At 40.2% G+C, this 22,817-nt stretch carries 17 protein-coding genes, 2 tRNA genes and 6 pseudogenes; 13 read left to right on the top strand and 12 right to left on the bottom strand.

Going from position 1 to position 22,817, the window contains the following annotated elements; all coding sequences use genetic code 11:
- The 3 genes and pseudogenes from FTU19_RS12400 to FTU19_RS12390 all read left to right on the top strand — a co-directional run.
- Positions 1-91 (top strand): annotated as a pseudogene (locus FTU19_RS12400) (IS5/IS1182 family transposase); the annotation flags it as partial.
- Between the two features lie 403 nt (positions 92-494).
- Entirely contained in the window at positions 495-1,085 is a 591-nt protein-coding gene (locus FTU19_RS12395) for a TIGR00730 family Rossman fold protein (RefSeq protein WP_180131447.1), read from the top strand.
- Positions 1,082-1,483 carry an NUDIX domain-containing protein gene (locus tag FTU19_RS12390; RefSeq protein WP_034170792.1) on the top strand — a complete coding sequence of 134 codons (402 nt, stop codon included), beginning with the start codon at positions 1,082-1,084 and terminating at the stop codon, positions 1,481-1,483. The genes FTU19_RS12395 and FTU19_RS12390 overlap by 4 nt, the downstream gene beginning before the upstream one ends.
- A 624-nt stretch (positions 1,484-2,107) precedes the next feature.
- Here the strand turns inward: FTU19_RS12390 and FTU19_RS12385 are convergent.
- The 3 genes and pseudogenes from FTU19_RS12385 to FTU19_RS12375 form a co-directional block, all read right to left on the bottom strand.
- Positions 2,108-2,230: pseudogene (locus tag FTU19_RS12385) on the bottom strand (VF530 family DNA-binding protein); the annotation flags it as partial.
- 113 nt (positions 2,231-2,343) lie between these two features.
- Positions 2,344-2,478 (bottom strand): annotated as a pseudogene (locus tag FTU19_RS12380) (IS3 family transposase); the annotation flags it as partial.
- A gap of 120 nt (positions 2,479-2,598) precedes the next feature.
- Positions 2,599-3,692, bottom strand: a protein-coding gene (locus tag FTU19_RS12375; RefSeq protein WP_180017856.1) for an IS4-like element ISAba33 family transposase whose coding sequence is annotated in 2 segments (ribosomal slippage) — positions 2,599-3,149 and positions 3,149-3,692 — 1,095 coding nt in all. Because the reading frame shifts where the segments join, the coding sequence is not laid out codon by codon here.
- A gap of 383 nt (positions 3,693-4,075) precedes the next feature.
- On the opposite strand from FTU19_RS12375, the gene FTU19_RS12370 reads away from it, so the two are divergent.
- Positions 4,076-5,695 carry an oleate hydratase gene (locus FTU19_RS12370; protein ID WP_004883953.1) on the top strand — a complete coding sequence of 540 codons (1,620 nt, stop codon included), beginning with the start codon at positions 4,076-4,078 and terminating at the stop codon, positions 5,693-5,695.
- Positions 5,696-6,112: 417 nt separating this feature from the next.
- Here FTU19_RS12370 and FTU19_RS12365 read toward each other — a convergent pair.
- Positions 6,113-6,238, bottom strand: a pseudogene (locus FTU19_RS12365) (IS4 family transposase); the annotation flags it as partial.
- A gap of 41 nt (positions 6,239-6,279) precedes the next feature.
- Between FTU19_RS12365 and FTU19_RS12360 the strand changes: the two are divergent.
- Positions 6,280-6,939 (top strand): IS1595-like element ISAcra1 family transposase, encoded by a 660-nt coding sequence (locus tag FTU19_RS12360; RefSeq protein WP_180131444.1) that lies wholly within the window; start codon positions 6,280-6,282, stop codon positions 6,937-6,939.
- Here FTU19_RS12360 and FTU19_RS12355 read toward each other — a convergent pair.
- Positions 6,907-7,194 (bottom strand): annotated as a pseudogene (locus tag FTU19_RS12355) (hypothetical protein); the annotation flags it as partial. The gene FTU19_RS12360 and the pseudogene FTU19_RS12355 overlap by 33 nt on opposite strands.
- 247 nt (positions 7,195-7,441) lie before the next feature.
- Between FTU19_RS12355 and FTU19_RS12350 the strand changes: the two are divergent.
- Positions 7,442-10,789 carry a DEAD/DEAH box helicase gene (locus FTU19_RS12350; RefSeq protein WP_180131441.1) on the top strand — a complete coding sequence of 1,116 codons (3,348 nt, stop codon included), beginning with the start codon at positions 7,442-7,444 and terminating at the stop codon, positions 10,787-10,789.
- Positions 10,790-10,807: 18 nt separating this feature from the next.
- On the opposite strand, the gene FTU19_RS12345 is transcribed toward FTU19_RS12350, so the two are convergent.
- The 4 genes from FTU19_RS12345 to FTU19_RS12330 form a co-directional block, all read right to left on the bottom strand.
- Positions 10,808-12,097 carry a type II toxin-antitoxin system HipA family toxin gene (locus tag FTU19_RS12345; RefSeq protein ID WP_166139332.1) on the bottom strand — a complete coding sequence of 430 codons (1,290 nt, stop codon included), beginning with the start codon at positions 12,095-12,097 and terminating at the stop codon, positions 10,808-10,810.
- On the bottom strand, positions 12,094-12,411 hold the full coding sequence (locus FTU19_RS12340; RefSeq protein WP_180002657.1) for a helix-turn-helix domain-containing protein: 318 nt from the start codon (positions 12,409-12,411) through the stop codon (positions 12,094-12,096). Before FTU19_RS12340 ends, FTU19_RS12345 begins: the two co-directional genes overlap by 4 nt.
- Before the next feature lie 348 nt (positions 12,412-12,759).
- Positions 12,760-12,835 (bottom strand) — tRNA-Gly (locus FTU19_RS12335).
- A 45-nt stretch (positions 12,836-12,880) separates the two neighbouring features.
- Positions 12,881-12,956: transfer RNA gene (locus tag FTU19_RS12330), tRNA-Gly, on the bottom strand.
- Between the two features lie 230 nt (positions 12,957-13,186).
- Here FTU19_RS12330 and FTU19_RS12325 point away from each other — a divergent pair.
- The 5 genes from FTU19_RS12325 to FTU19_RS12305 all read left to right on the top strand — a co-directional run bounded on the left by FTU19_RS12325 (position 13,187) and on the right by FTU19_RS12305 (position 15,989).
- Positions 13,187-13,495, top strand: a complete 309-nt coding sequence (locus FTU19_RS12325; RefSeq protein ID WP_166134734.1) for a BolA family transcriptional regulator — start codon at positions 13,187-13,189, stop codon at positions 13,493-13,495.
- 9 nt (positions 13,496-13,504) lie between these two features.
- Positions 13,505-13,897 (top strand): SirB2 family protein, encoded by a 393-nt coding sequence (locus tag FTU19_RS12320; RefSeq protein ID WP_180131438.1) that lies wholly within the window; start codon positions 13,505-13,507, stop codon positions 13,895-13,897.
- Positions 13,898-13,958: 61 nt separating this feature from the next.
- Complete coding sequence (locus FTU19_RS12315) at positions 13,959-14,795, top strand: ParA family protein (protein ID WP_180131435.1); 837 nt, start codon at positions 13,959-13,961, stop codon at positions 14,793-14,795.
- A gap of 13 nt (positions 14,796-14,808) precedes the next feature.
- The gene (locus tag FTU19_RS12310; RefSeq protein ID WP_004780647.1) at positions 14,809-15,201 is read left to right on the top strand and encodes a hypothetical protein; all 393 of its coding nucleotides are present in this window, start codon (positions 14,809-14,811) and stop codon (positions 15,199-15,201) included.
- 194 nt (positions 15,202-15,395) lie between these two features.
- On the top strand, positions 15,396-15,989 hold the full coding sequence (locus FTU19_RS12305) for a threonine transporter RhtB (protein ID WP_166134737.1): 594 nt from the start codon (positions 15,396-15,398) through the stop codon (positions 15,987-15,989).
- Positions 15,990-16,014: 25 nt separating this feature from the next.
- On the opposite strand, the gene FTU19_RS12300 is transcribed toward FTU19_RS12305, so the two are convergent.
- The gene (locus tag FTU19_RS12300; RefSeq protein ID WP_034704672.1) at positions 16,015-16,653 is read right to left on the bottom strand and encodes a DedA family protein; all 639 of its coding nucleotides are present in this window, start codon (positions 16,651-16,653) and stop codon (positions 16,015-16,017) included.
- 481 nt (positions 16,654-17,134) lie between these two features.
- Between FTU19_RS12300 and guaA the strand changes: the two genes are divergently transcribed.
- Both guaA and FTU19_RS12290 read left to right on the top strand, forming a co-directional pair.
- Entirely contained in the window at positions 17,135-18,703 is a 1,569-nt protein-coding gene (gene guaA, locus FTU19_RS12295) for a glutamine-hydrolyzing GMP synthase (RefSeq protein WP_180131432.1), read from the top strand.
- A 93-nt stretch (positions 18,704-18,796) separates the two neighbouring features.
- Positions 18,797-19,729: a restriction endonuclease gene (locus FTU19_RS12290; protein ID WP_004780654.1), complete on the top strand. Its 933-nt coding sequence runs from the start codon at positions 18,797-18,799 to the stop codon at positions 19,727-19,729.
- 51 nt (positions 19,730-19,780) lie between these two features.
- On the opposite strand, the pseudogene FTU19_RS16440 reads toward FTU19_RS12290, so the two are convergent.
- Positions 19,781-21,005 (bottom strand): annotated as a pseudogene (locus FTU19_RS16440) (GGDEF domain-containing protein).
- 158 nt (positions 21,006-21,163) lie between these two features.
- Positions 21,164-22,516 (bottom strand): GGDEF domain-containing protein, encoded by a 1,353-nt coding sequence (locus tag FTU19_RS12280; RefSeq protein WP_166138987.1) that lies wholly within the window; start codon positions 22,514-22,516, stop codon positions 21,164-21,166.
- Positions 22,517-22,817: the final 301 nt, after the last annotated feature.

Raw genomic sequence — 22,817 nt, 5'->3', positions numbered from 1 at the left:
TAGAGGAATAGCTACTCGATATGACAAGCTCAAAAGAAATTATCAAAGTTCTGTTGCCTTAGCCTGTATATTTTTATGGCTACCGTTATAGGGTTAATTATGAACAGTAAGTGTCAACAGACCCTAAATAAAAATTAATAAAAAACCCCGGCATCCTGCCGGGGTTTTTCGTATTGGTTAGCTCGGTATAACTCCTGTCGTACCTTACAATCCTTGTGCTTATCTATTGTCATTGTTATATGGAACTTCCTGTTCCTGATGTAAGTATCATAGGAAAATTCCACTATTTGGGATAGCCGTAAAGAACCGGAATCGATGTAAGTCAATGCGTACAAGTCTGACTGAAAATTATCCGTATTTTTCTGTAGAAGTGAGAATTTATTCTGAATCATGCGCTTCGATAAATTAGCCGATTATGGCTATTTTGCTTGTTTTTAAGACAATTTTTTTATTTTAATGCAGTTAGAATATGTTGATCGATGAGGGGATAAAAAATGAAATCTATTGCAGTCTTTTGTGGTTCAGCTATGGGGAATAGCGAAAATTTTAAAGAGCAGGCCCAAGCTTTGGGTGAGTCTATTGCGAAACGGGGAATCACGCTGGTTTATGGTGGCGGCCGAGCTGGACTGATGGGTGTTGTGGCTGATAGTGCATTACATGCTGGTGGAACAGTCATTGGAGTAATTCCACAAAATCTGGTCGATGCAGAATTGGCCCATCCGCTGTTAACAGAGCTGCATGTGGTGAAAAATATGCATGAACGTAAGACAAAAATGTCTGATCTGGCGGATGCATTTATTGCTTTGCCGGGCGGGGTGGGGACTTTAGAAGAAATTTTTGAGCAGTTGACCTGGGGGCAATTGGGTCTTCATCAGAAACCTTGTGCATTTTTAAATATCCATGGATTTTATGATGAATTGCTGAATTTCTTGATGAAAACGACTGAGGCTGGATTTACCCAGTCACGTTTTACCGATGCCTTGATCTCCTCAAGTTCAATTGAGGAAGTATTGGATGCTGTGGAGCATTATCATGCACCAGAACCGAAATGGAATAAAAGTGTAAAGGCAGTAGAATCGGTATGAGTAATAAAGTGATTACGATTGCTGCGGCTATCATTCTGAATGAACAGAATCAGATTTTGTTGGTTCGTAAAAAAGATACCGATTTCTTTATGCATGTGGGCGGAAAGCTGGAACCCAATGAATTGCCTGAAGCTGCACTTTCTAGGGAAGTTCTGGAAGAGACAGGCTGTGAGATGGAAATACTGTCTTATATTGGCAAATATGAAACCGTGGCTGCGAACGAATTGAATCATTCGCTGGTCAGTTATTTGTATCAGGTTAAATTAAAAAGTCAGCCTCAGGTTCAGGCTGAACTTGCGGAAATGCAATGGGTTGATCTTAATCATCCAGACCTGCCTTTAGCCCCTTTAACTCGGGATATTTCAATTCCGTGGTGTAAGCAGCTATTAGGAATCTAATGAGATCTCAAAAAATTTTAATCTATAGATATGAAATTTAACCAGATTGTCATATTAGAGCGTTAATATTGATGTTTACAAAAGCCCATTTCCCCTCAAATGGGCTTTTTTTATGGTTTTTTATCATTAATTGCTTGGATGAATTAGATGCTTAAACCTGTATGAAGTGCAATCCTTTTAGCAGGAGTTCCCTAAAAAGATAAATCGAACCAGAGTTCTAGAGATTCAAGATTTAAAGAAAATTTTCTTAATTTGAGAAAAAAGCAGGGTTAGGCAGAATATTTAGTCATTGAGAACGACAATAAAAAAAGCCCCAATCTTTCGATCAGGGCTTTTTGAATCTGGAGCGGGAAACGAGACTCGAACTCGCGACCCCAACCTTGGCAAGAGTCACCGACATAAAATACACTAAATTACATAATTGGTATGTTAATAAACTCTATATATAACAGTTATATAGAGTTTTAATTTTGTGTGACGTAATTTAAGGTGGGGTAGGGTACTTTGATTTTTGGTCACTAATTTATTGTGATAATCAACAATAATAACCAACATTCATATGCTTAATCTAAGAGTGTTTTACTGACTGGTATAATTTTATGATGAGAGGGGTGTTGCCTGAGGCTACGGTTTCTGTTTGGCCTTTTGGCGTAAGACGTACAAATATAAGCTTTCTACTTTTTCACGTGTCCATGGTGTGGTACGCAAGAATCGTAATGATGATTTAACACTTGGGTCTATGCAAAAACTGAACCGTACCGGGTTTGTCGGAGACTTTTTTATTTAAGTTAGGCCACCTGACCTAACGGGTTAATCTTATAATCGTACATTGCTTCAAGCTCAAAAGACGATACATAACTCAGCGCATCAAGCACCATATCTGTATTCTTACGTGTTGATACTTTCCAGCCAACAATTGCACATGAAAAAACATCAATAATAAATGTGGTTTAGACCCAATCTGAATGAGTTTTAATATATGTGAAGTCAGCGACCTGAGATACCGTCTTGGTAGTCAATCAGGTTTTGAGATTATTCGGCTAATAAATAATCTCTTTGATAGGCAGTCTGATGTTTTAAAACGCTATAACACAGATCTCTGTACACGACAAATTTCATAGGATCCTTGTCCTATCAGGCTTTTTCTTTCTTAAAATTGCTAGCACTTTCTTAAATTCTTCTTTTTTTCCAAAACCAATCAAACGTAGAATAGCCATTTGAACATAGTCCAAACCGTAGCGAAATAAACTTACTGAAAGTCGTCCATGCTTCTTTATTTTTATCGCTTTTTTCCGATCATGTTGCCATTCACCTGTTAAATAGCACCAACAGAAACCGATAGCTAGCACTGCTATCAATTTCTTGACTCGTCTAGGGTCTGTTAAACGAGTATTTTCAAGATTGAATCCACGTCCTTTGAGACAACTAAATAACGTTTCGATTTCCCAGCGTAATGCATAATCACGAATAGCAGAAGCATTAAACATAGGAGAAACAACAAGTAAAAGTTCTCCATCTTCTAATCGTAGCGCACTAATATACAGTTTCACTCGACCAACCCAAATACGTCGTTTACGACATTCAGTTTGACCAACTTGAAGATGACGAAATAAATCACTAATTTTATGATTCTTGGCTAAGTGATTGGTCACAATAAAGTTTTTTTAACACGTATACAGAAGTTAATGTCATTTTCAATTAACCATGTAAACCATTTCTCACCGATAAATTCTCTGTCTGCAAACACATTCACAATACGATCTTTACCAAAAATGGAGATAAAGCGTTGAATCAAAGCAATACGCTCTTTTGTATCTGAATTTCCACGTTTATTGAGCAATGTCCAAACAATAGGTATCGCTATTCCACGATAGACGATGGCTAACATCAAGATATTAATATCTCGTTTTCCCCATTTCCAATTAGTTCTATCCAAAGTTAATTGGACTTTATCGAATGAAAATATATTGAAAATTAACTGAGAAATTTGACGATAATCGAAATACTGATCTGCAAAGAAGCGTTGTTGTATACGTCGATAAAATGATTGTGGTAAGCACTTGATGGGTAAGGCTTTAGATGCAGAAGAAAGATTACATGTCTGTTTTACAATTAATGCAAGCATAATCAGTGTAAAACATTTTGCATGTGACTTGTTCCACTTTAGATATTTGTTTAAGATGAGATGTAACTCATTGAAATGTGTCATCATATTCGTCGTCAGAAAACAAGTATTATGCCATTATTTCAATGAGTTATCTTTTTTTGTCGTGTACAAAGATATTTTTTAATGATAAATAAAAAGCCTATTTTTAAAGAAATTTAGCATACGGCATAGTGAAAACAACAATAGAGCAATTACTCAACAATAAACATTAACATCAATTATTTAGATCATATTCAATTTTAATAAAAAGACAAATGTGTATTAAAAATAGCCATCATACGTCTATTTTTGATTACAAAATATAATGAGGGGATTGCTTCCCATTTCATACATTTTTCATATATAAAAAGACATACTATTTTTAAGGTTTTTCTAAACCAATTTTTTTACTTCATAATTTTTAACATCATAATTAAAGGTGAACCATGCAAAATAAGAAGCGCACCCCATTAGACGCGCAACAGTCCCATCTTTGGATTATTGGTGGTGGTATCGCAGGTATGGCTGCTGCTGCATTTGCAATCCGTGATGCCAAAGTCCCTGCCAAAAATATCCATATTTTAGAAGAACTCGATATTTCAGGTGGTTCGATGGATGGTGGACATACACCGCATGCCGCGCAAGCTTGGGTAACACGTGGTGGGCGAATGCTGACCGATGAAACTTATTTGTGCCTATGGGACTTATTTTCCAGTATTCCATCTTTGGAAAATCCAGACATTTCGGTGCGTGAAGAATGTCGTGAGTTTAATGAAAAAGTGAAAACCCACGCCAATGCACGGTTGATTGATGCCGAACATGTCATTGCGGATGCAGCAAAGCTTGGTCTGAATACGCTACATCGTGCACAGATGCTGCGCCTATTAGCTTCAAAAGAAGAAAAAATTGGCAGTCGCCGCATTGATGAGTTTTTTGATGAAACCTTTTTTGAAACCAATTTCTGGCGCATGTGGCGCACGACTTTCGCTTTTCAAAAATGGCACAGTGCAGCAGAGTTAAGACGCTATTTCTTGCGTTTTATTCAAGAATTGCCACGCATTCATACCTTAGCGGGTGTGAAACGTACCAAGTACAACCAATATGACTCGATGATTCTGCCCCTACAGCGTTGGTTAGTCGCACAAGGCGTCGATGTGCGTTTTGGACACTATGTCACAGATGCAGACTTCATTACCAATGCTGAAACTCAAGAACGCTACGCTTCACGCCTATATGTACAATTGCCTGAAGGCTCAGAGCAAATTAATCTGAAAGCCAATGATTTAGCTATTTTCACTTTAGGCTCTATTACAGCAGACTCACGTTATGGCGGTAATCATGACGTGCCTGCCCTTATTCGTCATCGAGAAGATCATGGCTGGACGCTTTGGGAAACGCTGGCACAAAAAGCCCCAGACTTTGGCCGTCCAATGACTTTTTATGGCAATGTCGATGAACATAAGTGGGAGTCTTTCACTCTGACCATGAAAGATGACGTGCTACTTAAACGTATTATTGACTATACAGGCAATGAACCAGGCACAGGCGCACTCATGACTTGGTATGAGTCGGGTTGGCATTTATCCATCGTGGTTCCTGCACAGCCACACTTTGCCGACTTACCTGAAGGTTTATATACCTTATGGGGCTACGGTTTCCAAATTGACCATATAGGCGATTACATCAAAAAACCAATGTCCGAAGCCACGGGGCAAGAAATCCTAACAGAACTGATTAAACAGCTCGGTTTTGACGACATTTTAGATCATGTTTTGGCAACGACTGATGTTACTACCGCCATGATGCCATACGCCTCTGCCCTATTCGCCTGCCGTAAACCGGGGGATCGTCCACAGGTAATTCCACAAGGCTCACAAAACTTTGCTTTCCTTGGACAGTTTGTGGAAATTGAAGATGACGTGGTCTTTACTGTGGAATATTCAGTTCGTGGGGCGATGCTTGCCATTTATGAATTTTTTGGGGTGGAACGTGAAATCCCTGAAATTTACAACGGTCTACTTGATCCCAAAGTGGGTTTAAAAGCTTTAGAAACAGTGTTCCACTAAGTTTTTAATATATAGCGATAAGAGCACCTTTATGTCGCCACTATTACATAGTTTAATTTAAGCAACGTTTGGATACACGAGTGTGGCAGGGATGCCACACGTTATCCATCATAATAGGGATGTTATGTATGGGTAACAAAGGCTTTTGCTTTCTTTTGGCTTATCAAAAGTAAGGGTATTGTCTACACAAACACCTTTTATACTTTATTGAAAGTTGAGGCCGTGTACGCACCTAATTTTAAATTGGATAAAAAGAAAAATTAGATAAAACTTTATACCTCATTCGTAAATAAATTGACTAATCAACATAGGAAAAACATCTCCACGTTTTAAATACTCCGAAACTGACTAAGTGCTTTTCTATCTTTTTCTCATGATTTTAGATTTCATAAAAATTACCTCTGTACACGACAAATTTCATAGGATCCTTGTCCTATCAGGCTTTTTCTTTCTTAAAATTGCTAGCACTTTCTTAAATTCTTCTTTTTTTCCAAAACCAATCAAACGTAGAATAGCCATTTGAACATAGTCCAAACCGTAGCGAAGGCTCTAGACTAGCAAAATGATTATGTTAGTCTAGAATCATGATAGAAAACAGTAAATTAAGTCACTACAAGATTAAAAAAATTATTCAATGCTTTTGTGTTGATATTCCTGCTTCCAAAACAGCCTTATTACTCAATTTAAATCGTAATACGATTAACTATTGGTACATGCTTTTTAGAGAAACTATCTATGATCATCAAACAGATTTAAGAGCTAAGTTTGTTGGTTCAATAGAAGTAGATGAAAGCTATTTTGGAGCGAAAAGGCAACGTGGGTTTCATGGAAAGTTAAAGCGTGGTCGTGGGACTCTAAAACAGCCAGTATTTGGAATATTCGAACGTAATGGGCGCGTCTATACTGAAATCGTACCTGACTGTAAAATGAAGACTTTACAAGAGGTTATCATTGGTAAAGTTTCACTTGAGAGTGTGATTTGTGATGGATGGCGTGGCTATAATGGTCTTGTTGATGTGGGTTATTCAAAGCATTTTAGGGTAAATCACGGAGCAAATGAGTTTGCTAGAGGAGAATGTCATATAAATGGAATAGAATCATTTTGGAGCTTTTGTAAAAGAAGGCTAGCAAAGTTTAACGGCATATCAAAAGAGTACTTTGATTATCATCTTAAAGAAACTGAATGGCGTTGGATGAGGGAACCTAATGAGTTAGCAACTGAGCTGTGGAACCTCATTAGGTAAAATTAAGTGTAAATCTGCTAGTCTAGAGCCATGAATATTATGCTCAATCCTATTTTGGATCAGTTGGAGAGTCTCTGCTTGAATTTGTCCAGGTAATAGGTCATGAGCGATATTGCTGAATCAGATTGTAACCTTACAAATCGAGCCAATAATTTCATCAACTTCTTGGACACAAAGTTCCGCTTCCTGAGTACCAAGTTTCACAAGAGCTTGTCGAGGAATATTCAGTGCCTCACCCATGATATCCATTTGATGTGGAGGAAAGTTCTAAACCTTTACTGATCGCTTCTGCACTGTATTCAAAGGCGATTAATGGCCGACCTGTGATTGCGGTTGAGGAGACCAATGTACCCCAAAGCCAATATTCACCCCATCCATTGTAGTAAACATTAAGTTTTTGAGCATGGATTTATTTCCTTTTGATACGTTGGCGAGCAGTACTGTTCTGAAATGACAGCTTTGTCCGTTATAATTGTATAAACATTTTTGGTTTCTGGTAATTATGTCCTCATTGATCAATTTTCTATCTCGCTTTAGTACTGCAACTCTTCAGCGCAGTCTGAGCTATGCTAAACACATTGATAGGGAAACGATTGAGTTCTTTGAGGAAAAAGACGGGGTTACGATGTATGCCCAAATTGAAGGAACAGATTATTACGATACCGCAATTACCTATAATCCCCAAAAAGACCGTTTAATCGATGACGACTGCACTTGTCCGGTTGGATATAACTGTAAACATGCTGCTGCTTTAGCGCGGTTATTCTTTCAGGAATATCGCCAGGAATTTCAGCAGCGTTATGCTGACTCTCAATCCCCGCAGGGAATCACAAAACGCCAACGGGGGGATGATCAGGCGCAGCGCTGGTTGAATGATTTTAAACGGTATTTACAACAGACTGAACCAGAGCAATCTGTCAAAACAAACAATTATTTAATTTACCTGCTAGATCAGTCTGTCAGCTTAAAGAAATTGACAGTTGATGTTCAGAAAGCCAGACGCAATAAAAACGGCTCAATTGCGGGGGAAAGTTATTATACCCAATATGAAAATATCACCAGAAAGCATCTGACTTTACCTGAACAAAAACGACAATTATTTAACCAGATTTATTATTATGCCAAAATAAACAGTGACGAACGCTTTTATCAAAGCAATCTTGATATCTCTAGAATTTTATTGGAGCATTTCAAATCTTTTATTCAAAGTGGCGATGTTTATTGGAAAAAAAAGAGCCATGCTGCACTTCAATGGTCAGAACAAGGCTACAACATCGAATTTAGATGGGAACAAGGGGCTAAACAACAGACTGAGCATTTAAATATTGAATTGGTCAATGGTGATATTCGACTCGATTTGAAATCAAATCCACATATTCAGATTCTCGCGAGCCATCCACCATGTTATGTGAATATTCAACAGAACACGGTGGGCCAGTTATATGGTGAATATACGGCAAATCTTCTGTACCATTTTTTACAGATGCCTGATCTTCCATCTATGCTCTTGCCAGAGTTTGAGCAACTGACTCATCAATATTCAGACGTGAAAAATCTGCCTCGGCCCGAGTCTATTCAGCATATTGATGTCCTTGAGGGTAGTCCCCAGCCAATTTTACGCTTCGGTGTTTTAGATAAATTTGATTGGAAATGGGAAGAGTCTGTTTGTGCTGAAATTGAATTTTCCTATGCTGGTGGGCGAATAAAAGCAGGTACATCAGGTGACAGTTTTATTGGTGAGCAGCATGGGAAAATGGTGCGACAGCTTCGGGATTTAGTTCAGGAACAACAGTCAATCCAGCGTTTACAGCTGTTGGTCGAATCACTGAAGTGGGTGAAAGATCTTAATTATTACCAGCAATTAAAACTGGATAAACAACGTCTTGATTCTATGGTTTTTGCGTTCTATGGAGACTGGATCAAACAGCTGATGCCCATCAATCAAATTGAATTGATTGGATGGCAGATAGAGCATCTGGAACACAGCCCATTTAAGCTGCAATATGTTGAAAATTTAAATATTTCCATCACTGAATCTGAAAGCCAACAAGACTGGTTCAATATCGGGGCGACCGTTCAGGACAGTGCAGGCAATAGCTATGATTTACTCGATGCACTTGTGGCTTTGGTGAAAGAACAGCCTGATTTACTTGATCCACGGATTTTTGGTCATCTGAATGACAGTCACATTTTCACCCTGAAAACTGCAGTTGATCAACCTGATTTGGCGCTATCCGCTAGGGATATTAAGCCGGTATTGTTGCATCTGCAGAGCATTTTACAGCAAGAAGAGCGCAGTATTGATCGCTATGATGCGAGTCAATTATTAGAATTGCAGCATAATCTTGGGATGACATGGCAGGTCAGTGATCGCCTGCAGCAATTTGTACAGAAATTCAAACAAGGCTATCAGCAACAACTGCCGACACCACAAGGTTTTCAGGGAGAGTTGCGTCCATACCAGCAGCAGGGCTTAGGCTGGTTGCAGTTTTTAAGGGAAACCCAGCATGGCGGGATTCTGGCAGATGATATGGGCTTGGGGAAAACAGCACAAACTTTAGCCCATTTACTCATGGAAAAGCAGGCTGGATATTTGCAGGACAGTCCCGCCTTAATTGTTGCACCCACATCGCTGATGCATAACTGGTTCAAAGAAGCGGAGAAATTTACCCCTGAGCTCAAGGTATTGCTGCTACAGGGGCCCGATCGCCATCAGTATTTTGAGCAGATTCCGCACTATGATATTGTGTTAACCACCTATCCGCTTCTGGCGAGAGATGAAGAGCAACTAAAGCAATATGAATATCATCAACTCATTTTGGATGAGGCGCAGAATATCAAAAATCCGCGTGCCAAAGCTGCACAGGTAGTAAGGCAATTAAAAGCACGACATCGTTTGTGTCTAACAGGTACCCCGATGGAAAATCATTTGGGTGAGCTGTGGGCACTATTTTATTTCCTGATGCCAGGATTCTTATATTCACAAGAAATTTTTAATAAAAAATACCGTCATCCGATTGAAAAACGCGGTGATCAGCAGTTAAGACAAAAGCTGGTCAACCGCATTAAACCATTTATTTTACGTCGCTTGAAAACTGACGTAGCCAAAGAGTTGCCAGAAAAAACCACGATTGAAGTCAATATTGACATGAATGAGCAGCAATCCAAGCTATATGAGGCTGTTCGCGCCACGATGCAGGCAAATATTCAGAAAATTGTGGCAGAAAAAGGCTTTAAGCGTAGTCAAATCCAAATTTTAGATGCCTTGCTGAAGCTGCGTCAGGTCTGTTGTCATCCTAGCTTGCTGAAACTGGATTCAGTTAAAACCGGGCAGGCGTATTCTGCCAAACTTGAACAGTTGATGGATATGGTTGTTCCAATGGTGGAAGAGGGACGAAAAATTCTTATTTTCTCTCAGTTTACCTCAATGTTGGAACTGATTGAACAACAGCTCTATCACGCAGAAATTGGCTATGTGAAGCTGACTGGAAAGACCAAAAAGCGAGATGAAGTCATTACAGCATTTCAGTCTGGACAAGTGCCGGTATTTTTAATCAGTCTGAAAGCAGGAGGGGTCGGTCTGAATCTAACTGCCGCAGATACGGTCATTCACTATGATCCATGGTGGAACCCTGCTGCTGAAGATCAAGCTTCAGATCGTGCATGGCGGATTGGACAGGACAAGCCGGTATTTGTGTATAAGCTGATTACCAATAAAAGCATAGAAGAAAAAATTATTGCCTTGCAGCAGAATAAAGCAGAACTGGCACAGTCTATTCTAAGCACAGATCATGAGGGAGAAGCGAAACTGACGGAAAATGACGTGATGAACTTGTTTGAGAAATTTTAGTTTGGTTTCAGGTTTCCTCTAATCATCTGTAAGTATCTGAAAGTCTGGATGCAATTTTTTCCAATGTTCTCTTAATTTTTCTTTATGAACAGAAATCATAGGTAAGTCTAGTAATAGCGCTGGCCATACTGACCGTGCTTTATCGATGATCTCACGAAGTTGTTTTTCTATAACACGCCATGGAACACCGACTTTTTCCGCCCATTGTTTAAAGTGTTTCATCTCAGCTAAATACCAATCTTTATTTTTGGCAAGATTCAATGCGAAATGACGCTCATTTTCAATATATACACTTGTCATCAATATATCGTATGCAGGGGATAATCTTGGCGTTGTTTTATCGTGATAAATCATACTCCAGTTCTTTAAGTGTGCATCTCCATTGGCGAGCAAAATGTTGACAAGTAAGCGGCTGGCAAATTGCTGAATATCAAGAATTTTGTTATCTGAAAATTGATAAATGATCTTTCCTATCTGCTCATAATTTGTGGTGCTGTATTTCTGCTGTGGATATGCACCGAAGATCTGAGCAAAGTCTTCGATGTGAATAAGCTCTGTAGTATCAGCAGTACTCTGTCTATCAAATCTTTTTATTGCAAAAGCATATTGCTCTTGGGGTAAATTTAATGGTGGAAGGTTTTGTAAGAGTGCCATATCTACCAAGCGAATCTCAGGGACATCTATTCCGACCATTTTGGCAAGGCTCATCATAGAATATTCATTTAGCGGAACAAAGGCATGTCTGGAAGAAGGAGTTTTGACAATCCAGTCCCCGAGTAGAGTCGTTTCCGTTGCCTGTGCTAATGTAAAACGCCCATCTTTGGCTTTCATGGAAAACTTCATTTGGACGCCGGCCAAGGAAAACTTATTATTTGTCCGAATCTCTTGCTTTAAGATCTGATCTGGATTCGAGATCTGAAGCTTAAATTTTATTCCATCTGGGATTTCTTCTGGATCTACTGGGGTTGCAATTAGTGCCCCAGGTAAATCATGACCTAAAGCTGCCAATAACTGAAATTCATTGTCTATATGTACTTTGAGGCTTTGTGCAATCAGTTCGCGTAATGCACCTTCTGGTAGCAAGTTTGATAGCAAGGGATGTAAACGCTGATGTGTAACATAGGTCTTTTCTAAAATCTTATCCACTTGAGGATACAAGGGGGAAGTCAGCAGGCTCAAGGTCGGGCGTTGCTGATCAGAGCGGAAAGAATCTGTAAAAACCAGAATATTTTTTCCGCTCTGAAATCCTGCCAAGTATCCAACGATACCGTGATGTAATGTTAATTTCAGGACGGCAACAGTATTCATGGTTCCTCTCCTCCGAGAAGACCCTTCCATGGGTTAGTCATTAAGTCATCCTGATCTTCAATAGTGACTTTAATTTCATCATTCAATAATTGTCTAATCAAATGAACCTTATCATCAGGGATGAGCATCAGTTGAGCATTTAATCCTGCCGCTATAATTTCTAAGGTCTCTAATCGAGGGTTGCCCTGACTTTCCAGTTTTTGGTACTGCTGTCTTGAAATGCCTGTACGGGATTGCATATCAACTTGCTTTAAGCCCAATTGGGTTCGTCTTTTTTTGATTTGCTGTAGTAAAGACTTATTTAGTGTAGACATATTTATTGCTTTTGGTGGTATAAGAAGCATATTAGTTGCTTTTTTATTAAGAAGCAATGACAGAAATTATTAACAGGCTCCGCGGCATCAATATTTAGGATCTAGGCAAGCTGATCTTGTTTAACATAAGCCACTTAGTAGTAGCTAATACTATCTTTTGTTTTGGAGTTTTTTTTATCTTGTATGATTGATACTCTGGAGCATCATCTACACGGTTTTTTGTTCACAGTTTTGAAAGAGCACTTTTGTAAACTTACTTTTTTAAGTATAAAAATTTCTTATGAAGTAAAATATTGAATAAAACAACAATAAAAAAGCCCCAGTCATTCAACTGAGGCTTTTAGAATCTGGAGCGGGAAACGAGACTCGAACTCGCGACCCCAACCTTGGCAAGGTTGTGCTCTACCAACTGAGCTATTCCCGCAGGGTCGATCAATTTTTTACTTTAAAAAATGAACAAAAAAGAATTTGGAGCGGGAAACGAGACTCGAACTCGCGACCCCAACCTTGGCAAGGTTGTGCTCTACCAACTGAGCTATTCCCGCATGCCGTGTATAATACAGCATGCAAAAACAGGGTCAATAACTTTATGAAAAATCTTGTGTCGATTGCATAAAATAAAAGCAATATTCTCTGTGCTTCCAGACAATTAGACAAAATTTATGCAAAATTTAATGAAATCTCGGCACAATCAAATAATTGCAGACATTTCTTGCACCGAAATAGCGGATAGAACAGGGTATACTGGACCCATATCTTGAATCGGAGTCAGGCCATGAGCTTAGAACAACAACTGAAAGACCGTTTGGCACAATTGTCACCTATCTATCTGGAAGTCGTGAATGAATCTTCGGGTCATGGTGGATATTTTCCGGGTAAGGAATCGCATTTTAAGGCGGTGATTGTCAGTGAAGCTTTTGCCGGTTTACGTGCGGTGCAACGCCATCAAAAGGTCTATGCTGCGGCAGGTGATTTGCTGTCTAAAGATAAAATTCATGCCTTGGCAATTCATGCTTTCTTGCCTGAAGAGTGGACAGGACAGGACACGTCTAGTCCGGAATGTGCACATGCACCGAAAAACTAAGAGGACTTTATGGATACCCAGCTTTTAGTCAAAATTATTCATATGTCTGCGGCAGGACTGGCCATTGTGGCCATTCTTGCGCGTGCTATTACCCTGTTTATGGGTACACAGGGCAATCAACCGAATCCAAAAGCGCGTGTATTTCTGGTCGCTTTGCAGCACCTGGTCATTAGCGTGATTGCCTTAACTGGGATTATTGCCCTGTTTTTAAAGAATTTTGATGTACAGCCTTGGTTTTATGCCAAAATCATTTTATTCCTGGTGCTGATTTCATCCTTGGGCAAAGCCTATAAAAAAGATGATTCAATCCTGCTGGTACAACGCCGTGCTGGCTTATTTATTGCTGTGGTTTCACTTATTGCGATTATAGTATTGGTCATGATCAAGCCGAATTTTGGCTAAATTATTCATCAGTCAATGAACTAAAACATACTGATCATTAGAAAAATAAAGAGGGGTGTTTATGCATACTCGTGTGGTATTTAACCAGAAAGGTGGGGTGGGGAAGTCAAGTATTGCAGTCAATCTGGCTGCAATCAGTGCACATCAAGGGTTTAAAACCCTGTTAATCGATCTTGATCCGCAGGCAAACTCCAGCCAGTATTTACTAGGGGATGATGCAACCTATTCCAGTGACAAGCCGGCGCTGGAGCCGAATATTGAAAACTATTTTGAAGATGTATTGGGGAATCAGCAGAGCAAAAGCTTAATTGGTAATGCGATTGGCTCCATTCTCAAGACCCGGGCCAAAGGGCTGGAAAGTTATCTGCATCAATCACCTTTTAAAAATCTGGATGTCATTCCGGCAAGTCCGAGTTTGGGCACATTAGCCCATGCACTGGAATCCAAGCATAAGATTTATAAGCTGCGCGATGCCTTGCAACCACTTGCTGAGCATTATGACCGGGTATTTATCGATACTCCGCCGGCATTTAATTTCTTTACGCTTTCAGCACTGATTGCTGCAGACCGTGTTCTGATTCCATTTGACTGTGATGTGTTTTCTAAACGGGCCTTACAAACCTTGATTGAGAATGTCATCGAAACTCAGGATGATCATAATGAACGTCTGGAAATTGAAGGCATCGTGGTCAACCAGTTTCAGGCTCAGGCAAAACTGCCACGCGAAGTGGTACAGCAACTGATAGATGAAGGTCTTCCGGTGCTGAACAGCATGTTGCCGCCCTCGGTGCTGATGAAAGAGTCGCATCAAAAAAATCAGCCATTAATTCACTTGGCAACTGATCATAAATTGACTCAGGCCTATCAATCATTGTTCAATGAGATAGAGCAGCATTAAGATCGAGTTAACTATGAAACTTGTGAAAATAAGCCTGGCGATCAGCATACTTAGCTTGCTGAGTGCCTGTGCAACGACGGTCAAACCGACCTATGTTTCACCGACCCATTATCAGACCCTCAACTGTCAGCAGCTTCAGGGTGAATACAACCGTATTCAGCAGTATCTTGATAATGGTGTTGAGCCGCCTAAACGTACAGGTGTCGGCGTAGGGGTAGGCGTCGGTGGTGGCTGGGGCAGCCGCGGCGGCTGGGGCATTGGTCCGAGTGTATCAGTGAATATGGGGCAGTCTTCCAATACCAAACGCACTGAAACGGCACGTCTACTGGGTGAACAGGAAGCTATTGTACAAGCTGCAAAATTTAAAGCTTGCCCAATTGTTGTCCGTCAAAACACCAATAAATAGCCCTCTAAACATCAAAAAAATGCTGACTTTAGGTCGGCATTTTTTCTATCTTAAAAGTGATTGGTCAAGTGACAGAGTTCACAGTATTTGCCAGAAAAAATGACCGATGCGCATAAAATTTTGAAAGATCTCGTCTTGTGATCAGAACACGAGATTGGTTAAGGTAATCACCTTGTCTGATATGTTTAACCACCATGATTGAAAACTGGCTCTTTGTTTTTGCAACAATAGCAGTGCTGATGATCCCTGGACCTGCCAATGCATTGGTGGCCAGTTCTGCCTATCAGCAGGGAACAGCCAAAACCAGTCTGTATATTCCCGTCATTCTGGTAGGGTATTTATATGCGATCAATGGGTGGGCTCTGCTGGTTCATCTGTTTTCACCAATCTGGCCGAGTTTTCAGGAACTGGTGCATGTGCTGAGTGCAATTGGTGTCGGCTGGATGACCTTCCATTTATTCAAGGCGCGGCAACTGGAACAATATAATCAGAGTCATCCTCAAATCCGTCCCTGGCAGATGTTTAAGGGAACCTTGAAAAATCCCAAAGCAGCGCTTCTGGCAACCGGAATCTTACCGCTCTCTACTTGGGAAAGTCCGAGTAACTTTGTTCTGATCTTTGCCATTTTTACTGGGATTGCCTTACTTGTTGCGTTGTTCTGGATGATCTTCGGACAGGCGATTCTGGCGGGAGAGTCGGCAAAAAGAAAAGCCGACCTGATTTATAAAGGGTCGGCTCTGTTTTTACTGCTTTGTCTGGTGCCCTTGCTGATTAATTGGCTGGAGTAAATGTTCACTCAACAGCGCTAGGCTTCTAGGCAATTTTATTTTTCTTGAGTTTCTGCTGAATAAAGCCAATCACCCCTGGCATGACACTTAAAATAATGATGCCGAAAATCAGATGAGTGAAGTTGTCTTTGACGATTGGCATATTGCCGAATAGATAACCCAAGATCACAAACGAACTGATCCAGAGAAAGCCACCGATCATATTGTAAGTCAGGAAATATTTGTAATTCATACTTCCCGCACCGGCAACAAAAGGTGCAAAGGTACGTGCGAAAGGAATGAAACGGGCAAAAATAATGGTTTTACCGCCGTGTTTCACAAAGAACTGCTGGGTAGCAAGCAAATGCTTTTTATTAATAAAACGTGATTCAATCTCAAATACACGTGGCCCAATATATTTACCAATATGATAATTCAGGGTGTCGCCCAGCACTGCCGCAGTGAACAGTAGCGGAATCAGTACCCATGGATCCATAGCACCCGTTGAAGCCGCAAGCGCACCTGAAGCAAATAGCAGACTGTCTCCCGGCAGGAACGGCATCACCACCAGTCCCGTTTCAACAAAAATAATCAGGAAAAGAATGCCATAAATCCAGATGCCGTAATTGGTAATGAATTCGAGCAGGTGATCATCAACGTGGAGGATAAAATCAAGCAGTTCCATAGGGAAAAAACAAGCGAAAAGGTGATCAAATCCTAACAGTCTGGGGCATGAAAGTCAGTACCGAACAGGAAAATAATTGCCCGCTCATCCCTGATGGGTGAATTAAAAATTTATCTTACAAATTGGCGGTGAATTCCTGCGAAAACAGGCTTAGCATGAAAACGTCATTAAAATAAAAATCAAAAGGTGGCTCCCATTTTCAATCCTAAACGCTATCAAATGAAGACAGTGATAGAGATAGATGAAATAAACTTTCAATAGCCACTTAACTGGCCGATCCTAAAATATTCAAATCCAAATAGCGTAAATACGCTGAATTCCGTGGAGAGAAGGGAAAGCTCTCTTGCTGAATCGAAAGCTTAATTCTATTTAAAGAAATAAACTGCTTAATTATTATGCTGATGGGAATAGTGTGCTTAAGCCTAATAAAAATGCTAGAATACGGCGCTTATCTTTCGTTTGCCTTTCATAGTTGTTTGTCATGACTACCAATACTCAAATTACTGAAGATCGTATCCTGATTCTGGATTTCGGTTCTCAATATAGTCAGCTCATCGCACGTCGTGTCCGTGAAGCTGGTGTATATTCTGAAATGTATGCCTATGACATGTCTGAAGAAGACATTCGCGCATTTAATCCAAACGGTATCATCTTGTCTGGTGGACCTGAAAGTGTTCACCTGGAAGGCAGCCCGCGTGCGCCGCAAGTGGTATTTGAGTTAGGTGTACCTGTACTGGGTATCTGTTATGGCTTGCAAACCATGTGTGAACAGCTTGGCGGTAAAGTTGAGCCAGGTACTGTACATGAGTTCGGTTATGCAGAAGTGGATATCGTGGTACGTGACCAGCTGATTGGTCAGCTGCAAGACCGTGAAAACCAGCTGCATGTCTGGATGAGTCATGGTGACAAGGTTGCACGCATTCCAGAAGGCTTCCAGGTGACTGCAAGCACATCAAGCTGCCCGATTGCCATGGTGTCTGATGAAGCTCGCCGTTTCTATGGGATCCAGTTCCACCCTGAAGTAACACATACTTCGAAAGGTGCAGAATTACTGTCTAACTTCGTACACCAGATTTGTGGGTGTCGTGGTCTGTGGACACCAGAACATATTATTGACCTGCGTGTAGAACAGCTTCGTGCACAGATTGGCAATGAAAAAGTATTGTTAGGTCTTTCAGGTGGTGTCGATTCATCGGTTGTAGCGGCACTTCTACACAAAGCAATTGGCGATCAGTTGACTTGTGTATTTGTAGACAACGGTCTGCTTCGTTTGAACGAAGGCGATCAAGTGATGCAGATGTTTGCAGACAACATGGGGATCCGCGTGATCCGTGCTGATGCTGAAGATCGTTTCCTTTCTGCATTGGCTGGAGAAGTTGATCCAGAGAAAAAACGTAAAATCATCGGTCGTGAATTCATCGAAGTCTTCGCTGAAGAAGCACGCAAGCTCGATGGCGTAACCTTCCTTGCACAAGGTACGATTTATCCAGACGTGATTGAATCTGCTGCTAGCAAACAAGGTAAGGCACATGTCATCAAGTCGCATCACAACGTAGGTGGCTTGCCAGAAGATTTGGCATTTGACCTGGTTGAACCATTGCGTGACCTGTTTAAAGATGAAGTACGTAAATTGGGTACCACTCTAGGCTTGCCACATAGCATGATCTACCGTCATCCGTTCCCAGGTCCAGGCCTTGGTGTTCGTATTCTGGGTGAAGTGAAAAAAGAATATGCTGATATTCTTCGCCTTGCTGATGACATCTTCATGCAAGAACTTCGCGCAAGCGGCTGGTACGACAAAACTGCTCAAGCCTTTGCCGTATTCCAACCAGTGAAATCTGTAGGTGTAGTCGGTGATGGCCGTCGTTATGCATGGGTAATTGCACTTCGTGCAGTTGAAACCATTGACTTCATGACAGCTCGTTTTGCACATCTGCCATATGACTTGGTTGACCGTATTTCTACACGCATCATGAACGAAATTGCTGAAGTTTCTCGTGTGGTGTATGACGTTTCATCTAAGCCACCAGCAACAATTGAATGGGAGTAATTTTCTAACGAAAATTACCTATAAAAAAGAGCGCTTAGGCGCTCTTTTTTTCATTTATACTCAAGAAAAATTAATTCTTAAGCTAAAAAATATATGTCATTACCTACTTATGATCAGTTAATGCTGCCTTTGATGAAATTATTATCAGAAATAGAAGGGCCAATTAAAATTTCAGATGCCGCCAATATCCTAGCTGAGCGTTCTGGCTTACCTGAAGAAGATCTAAATAAGGTACTACCAAGTGGTAAAAATATATTTAAAGATCGAGTTGCTTGGGCAAAGACATACTTAGTCAAAGCAGGTTTAATTCATCAACCAAAACGAGCATATTGTGAAATTAGCGATTTAGGAAGAAAAATTGATTTAAAAAACTTAGAAGCAATAACTAATGAATTTTTAGCACAGTTTGATGGATTTATAGATTTTAAATTTGGAAAGAAAAACGAAGAGGGATTAGAGGTCGAAATTTTAAAAAATTTTGAAAACTCAAATAAATTACAAGAAACACAAACACCTGAAGAAACAATTCAGACTACGACTGAATTATTAAGGTTCAATTTGAAAAGTGATTTACTTCAAATGGTAAAGGAAAAGTCTCCTTCATTTTTTGAGAGACTTGTTGTAGATCTGCTTGTTGCTATGGGCTACGGTGGTTCACATCAAGATGCAGCCCAAGCAATTGGTAAAACCAACGATGGTGGAATTGATGGAGTCATCAGTGAAGACCGATTAGGGTTAGATAAAATTTATATTCAAGCAAAACGTTGGGAAAATACAGTAGGACGTCCTGATATTCAGCAGTTTAAAGGGGCTTTAGCGGATCAGGTTGCCAAGAAAGGCGTATTTATTACTACTTCTAATTTTAGTAAAGAGGCAATTGAATCCGCAAAGAAGTCGGGAATTGTATTAATTGATGGTGATAAGTTAACGTCTTTAATGATTGAATTTGGTTTAGGCGTACAAATAGAACGCAGTTTTCATATCTATAAAATTGATCAAGATCGTTTTGATGAAGATAATTTTTAACTCATAAAAAGAGCGCTTCGGCGCTCTTTTTTTATTATCTTTCAAATGAATTTAAGCCGGTTTAACCTGCCAGTTTTGAAGCTCTCCAAGCAAGCTCTGATCCAGTTCAGGGTCATAACATTCCACTCTGTTCCGACCATTGGCTTTAGCCTGATACAGGGCAATATCAGCCTGTTTAATCAGCGCCATTAAATCCGTTTCACTGCTTTCCAGAATGGCCGCACCAATTAAAACGGTGAAATCAAGACGATGCCCATGTTCCAGATTGACCACAATATTTTCGATTTTGTGTCTTAAACGCTCGGCAATTTTTAACGCATCATCTAGTGAAGTTTCAGGCAGGCATGCGATAAATTCTTCACCCCCATACCGTGCCAGCACATCATGGCGTTGCATTTCATTGCGTGTAGTCTGTGCAATCATCTGCAGTACCTGATCTCCAACATCATGTCCATAACGGTCATTAATCTGCTTGAAATGATCGACATCAAAGACCAGCAAACTGATTGGAGCAGGCTGTTTTAAGATTGTTTTGGATCAGCTGTTGTACCAGATATTCAAAACAGCGTCTATTATTCAGGCCTGTCAGCGAGTCAGTATGGGCGAGATTTTCAAAGGTCTGACGATGATATTCATTCAGGGTATGTTGCAGGAATACCAAACGGGATTTTAGTGTAGAGCTCCAACTGATATATAAACTGAAGGTCAATACCGGCATATAGATCAAGGAAAACAAGAACATCTGATACAGATCAGCTTGGGTATTGAAATACACACCAATATAAATCACCAGTGTAATCAGACCGGAATTAATCAGGCTAGGCCAGAAGCGAATCTGTACACATAGATTGGCCAGGACAATAAAGACCAGCGAAGCATATTGATAAATGAGCGTATGCGGACTTTCAGACTGATTCAGATTAAAAAACCAGATTGCACTTGCTCCGATAATCGAGGTCGGCAACAGCAGGTCAAATACAGGCAAATTCCGGTAAAAATGATACATCCAGATGGTTATCAGCACGATCACCAAGGTATAGCCTAGCTTGGTCAGAATGAGCAAATTCATAATGTTATTCAGCACCAGAATATCGGCAAGGGTGTAGGAGGCATATGCCACCTGTGCGAATAGGTTCACCTGCAACAGGTATTTTAAAGTGAGCTGTTTCTGATGGCTAAAGTAGGCAGGTTTTAAAGACCCAGGAATACGAACAAGAGGATCTTGAAGGGCATCCTGAAACAGGAGGCGAGCTTCTTCTTCATATTTATCTGGCATATCGCCTTCCCACATTAAATCCAAAGAAATGAATAAGATGAATATTTATATTTGTATGAAAATATTCTATTCTTTTAGGAATTATTTGAAAAGCATCACAAACAAATTTAGGCCTAATTCTTAAATTCTTGTCTAATAATCTTGATTTTGCTATCAGGTTACAAAGCAGACCAAGACTGTTTCGCTTTATGATGAGCGCCAGACTGCTCCTGTTTATTCAAAGGTTTAAATACATTCCAGGGATTTGGAGAGAGCGGTTTAGTCGGTTGCAGCATATTAGGATGATAGACCCGAATCCGGTTTCTTCCCGCTTTCTTAGCTTCATAAAGCGCAATATCTGCATGCTTAATCAGGTCTTCAAGCTCCTGTTGCGGAGATTCAAGTTCAGCAATACCGATAGAAATCGTGAACTGGATTTTCTGGTCAGAATTGATGTGCATCACCTGCTTTTGAATCGAACAGCGAATCCGTTCTGCAATCATCAGGCAGTCCTGTAGCTGGGTATCTTCCAGCAAGGCAATAAATTCTTCTCCACCAAAACGTGCCAGTACATCGCTAGAGCGCATTTCTTTACGGGTAATTTCAGCAATCAGTTGTAGCACCCGGTCACCCACATCATGGCCATAATTGTCATTGATTCTCTTGAAATAATCGACATCAAACATCAAAAGACAGGTGCTGGCAGGCTTTGGCCATTGATGGATTGAACGTTCCGCCATATCCACAAAATGACGACGATTAAATAACTGCGTCAGATCATCAGTATGAGCAAGATTTTTTAAGGTTTGATAGTTCCATTCATCCAGCAAAGTGCGTAAAAAAGAGCGCCGTATGTTGATGATATTATTCCAGTTGATATAAATACTAAACGCCCAGAGAGGCGTGAAAACAACGGCGAAAATAAAGGCCTGCGATAGACTCATGAGATGGGTTACCCCAATCATGATAAACAGGGCGATAAAAATAGAACAATACAGCGCACCCTTAAACTCGGTCTGTACACAGAGATTGGTAATTAAAACAAAGATCGCAGAGGCATAGATATAAGTTGACACATGCGGGCTACTCGACAGCAGGAGCAGGCTAATCCAGGTCGCTGCAGCCACAGTCGTGCCCACAGGCAAAATCATGTCCAGAACCCGGATATTCTTTTGATGCTTAAACAGGTAATAGCAGCAAAACATGACAGCAATGACTAGTGATACCCGGATCAGGCCAGACAGGAAAAACATGTCAGGAATAATAAAAATATCGGCAAAGAAATACAGCAAAAAGGCGATCTGCGCCATGTAATTAATCTGGCGAAGATTTTGATGACGATGTACATAAAGATAGTTATAAAAGTACTGCTGGAATTGCGCAGGAATAGGTGCAGCGCGATGTACAAGCGCATCTTCAATTAACTGGCGATTTTGCAGATCACATTCGGCCAACTTTAATGATCTATCTGTGGTCGAGTTTTGAAAAGACATATTCGCCGTTGAATATATATTTTCATTCGAGGATGACATGTCCTGATCCAATCTTATTTTTATTGGGTCCTATTATGGACCAAATGAATAAAAAAAAATCTCCCTAGAATCAGGGGGTAGTAAGAATTTTAAAAAGAAAACGTAACAAAATTTTTGTTTTGTAAACATAAAGCTAGACGGATCACATTTTTATAGATTTCTGATTTTAAAAGTTTATATAAATAAAAATGAGCGTTTCACGTGAAACATGAGCATGATGAATAAGTTGATTTAAACGAACTGATGTAAGGTGCTTGAATGATTATATGATTCATCACCAAGATCTTGATTATAGGATTTG

Source organism: Acinetobacter sp. YH12072 (assembly GCF_013419565.1).
Taxonomy (GTDB): Bacteria; Pseudomonadota; Gammaproteobacteria; order Pseudomonadales; family Moraxellaceae; genus Acinetobacter.
This window is presented reverse-complemented; position numbering and strand designations above follow the sequence as displayed.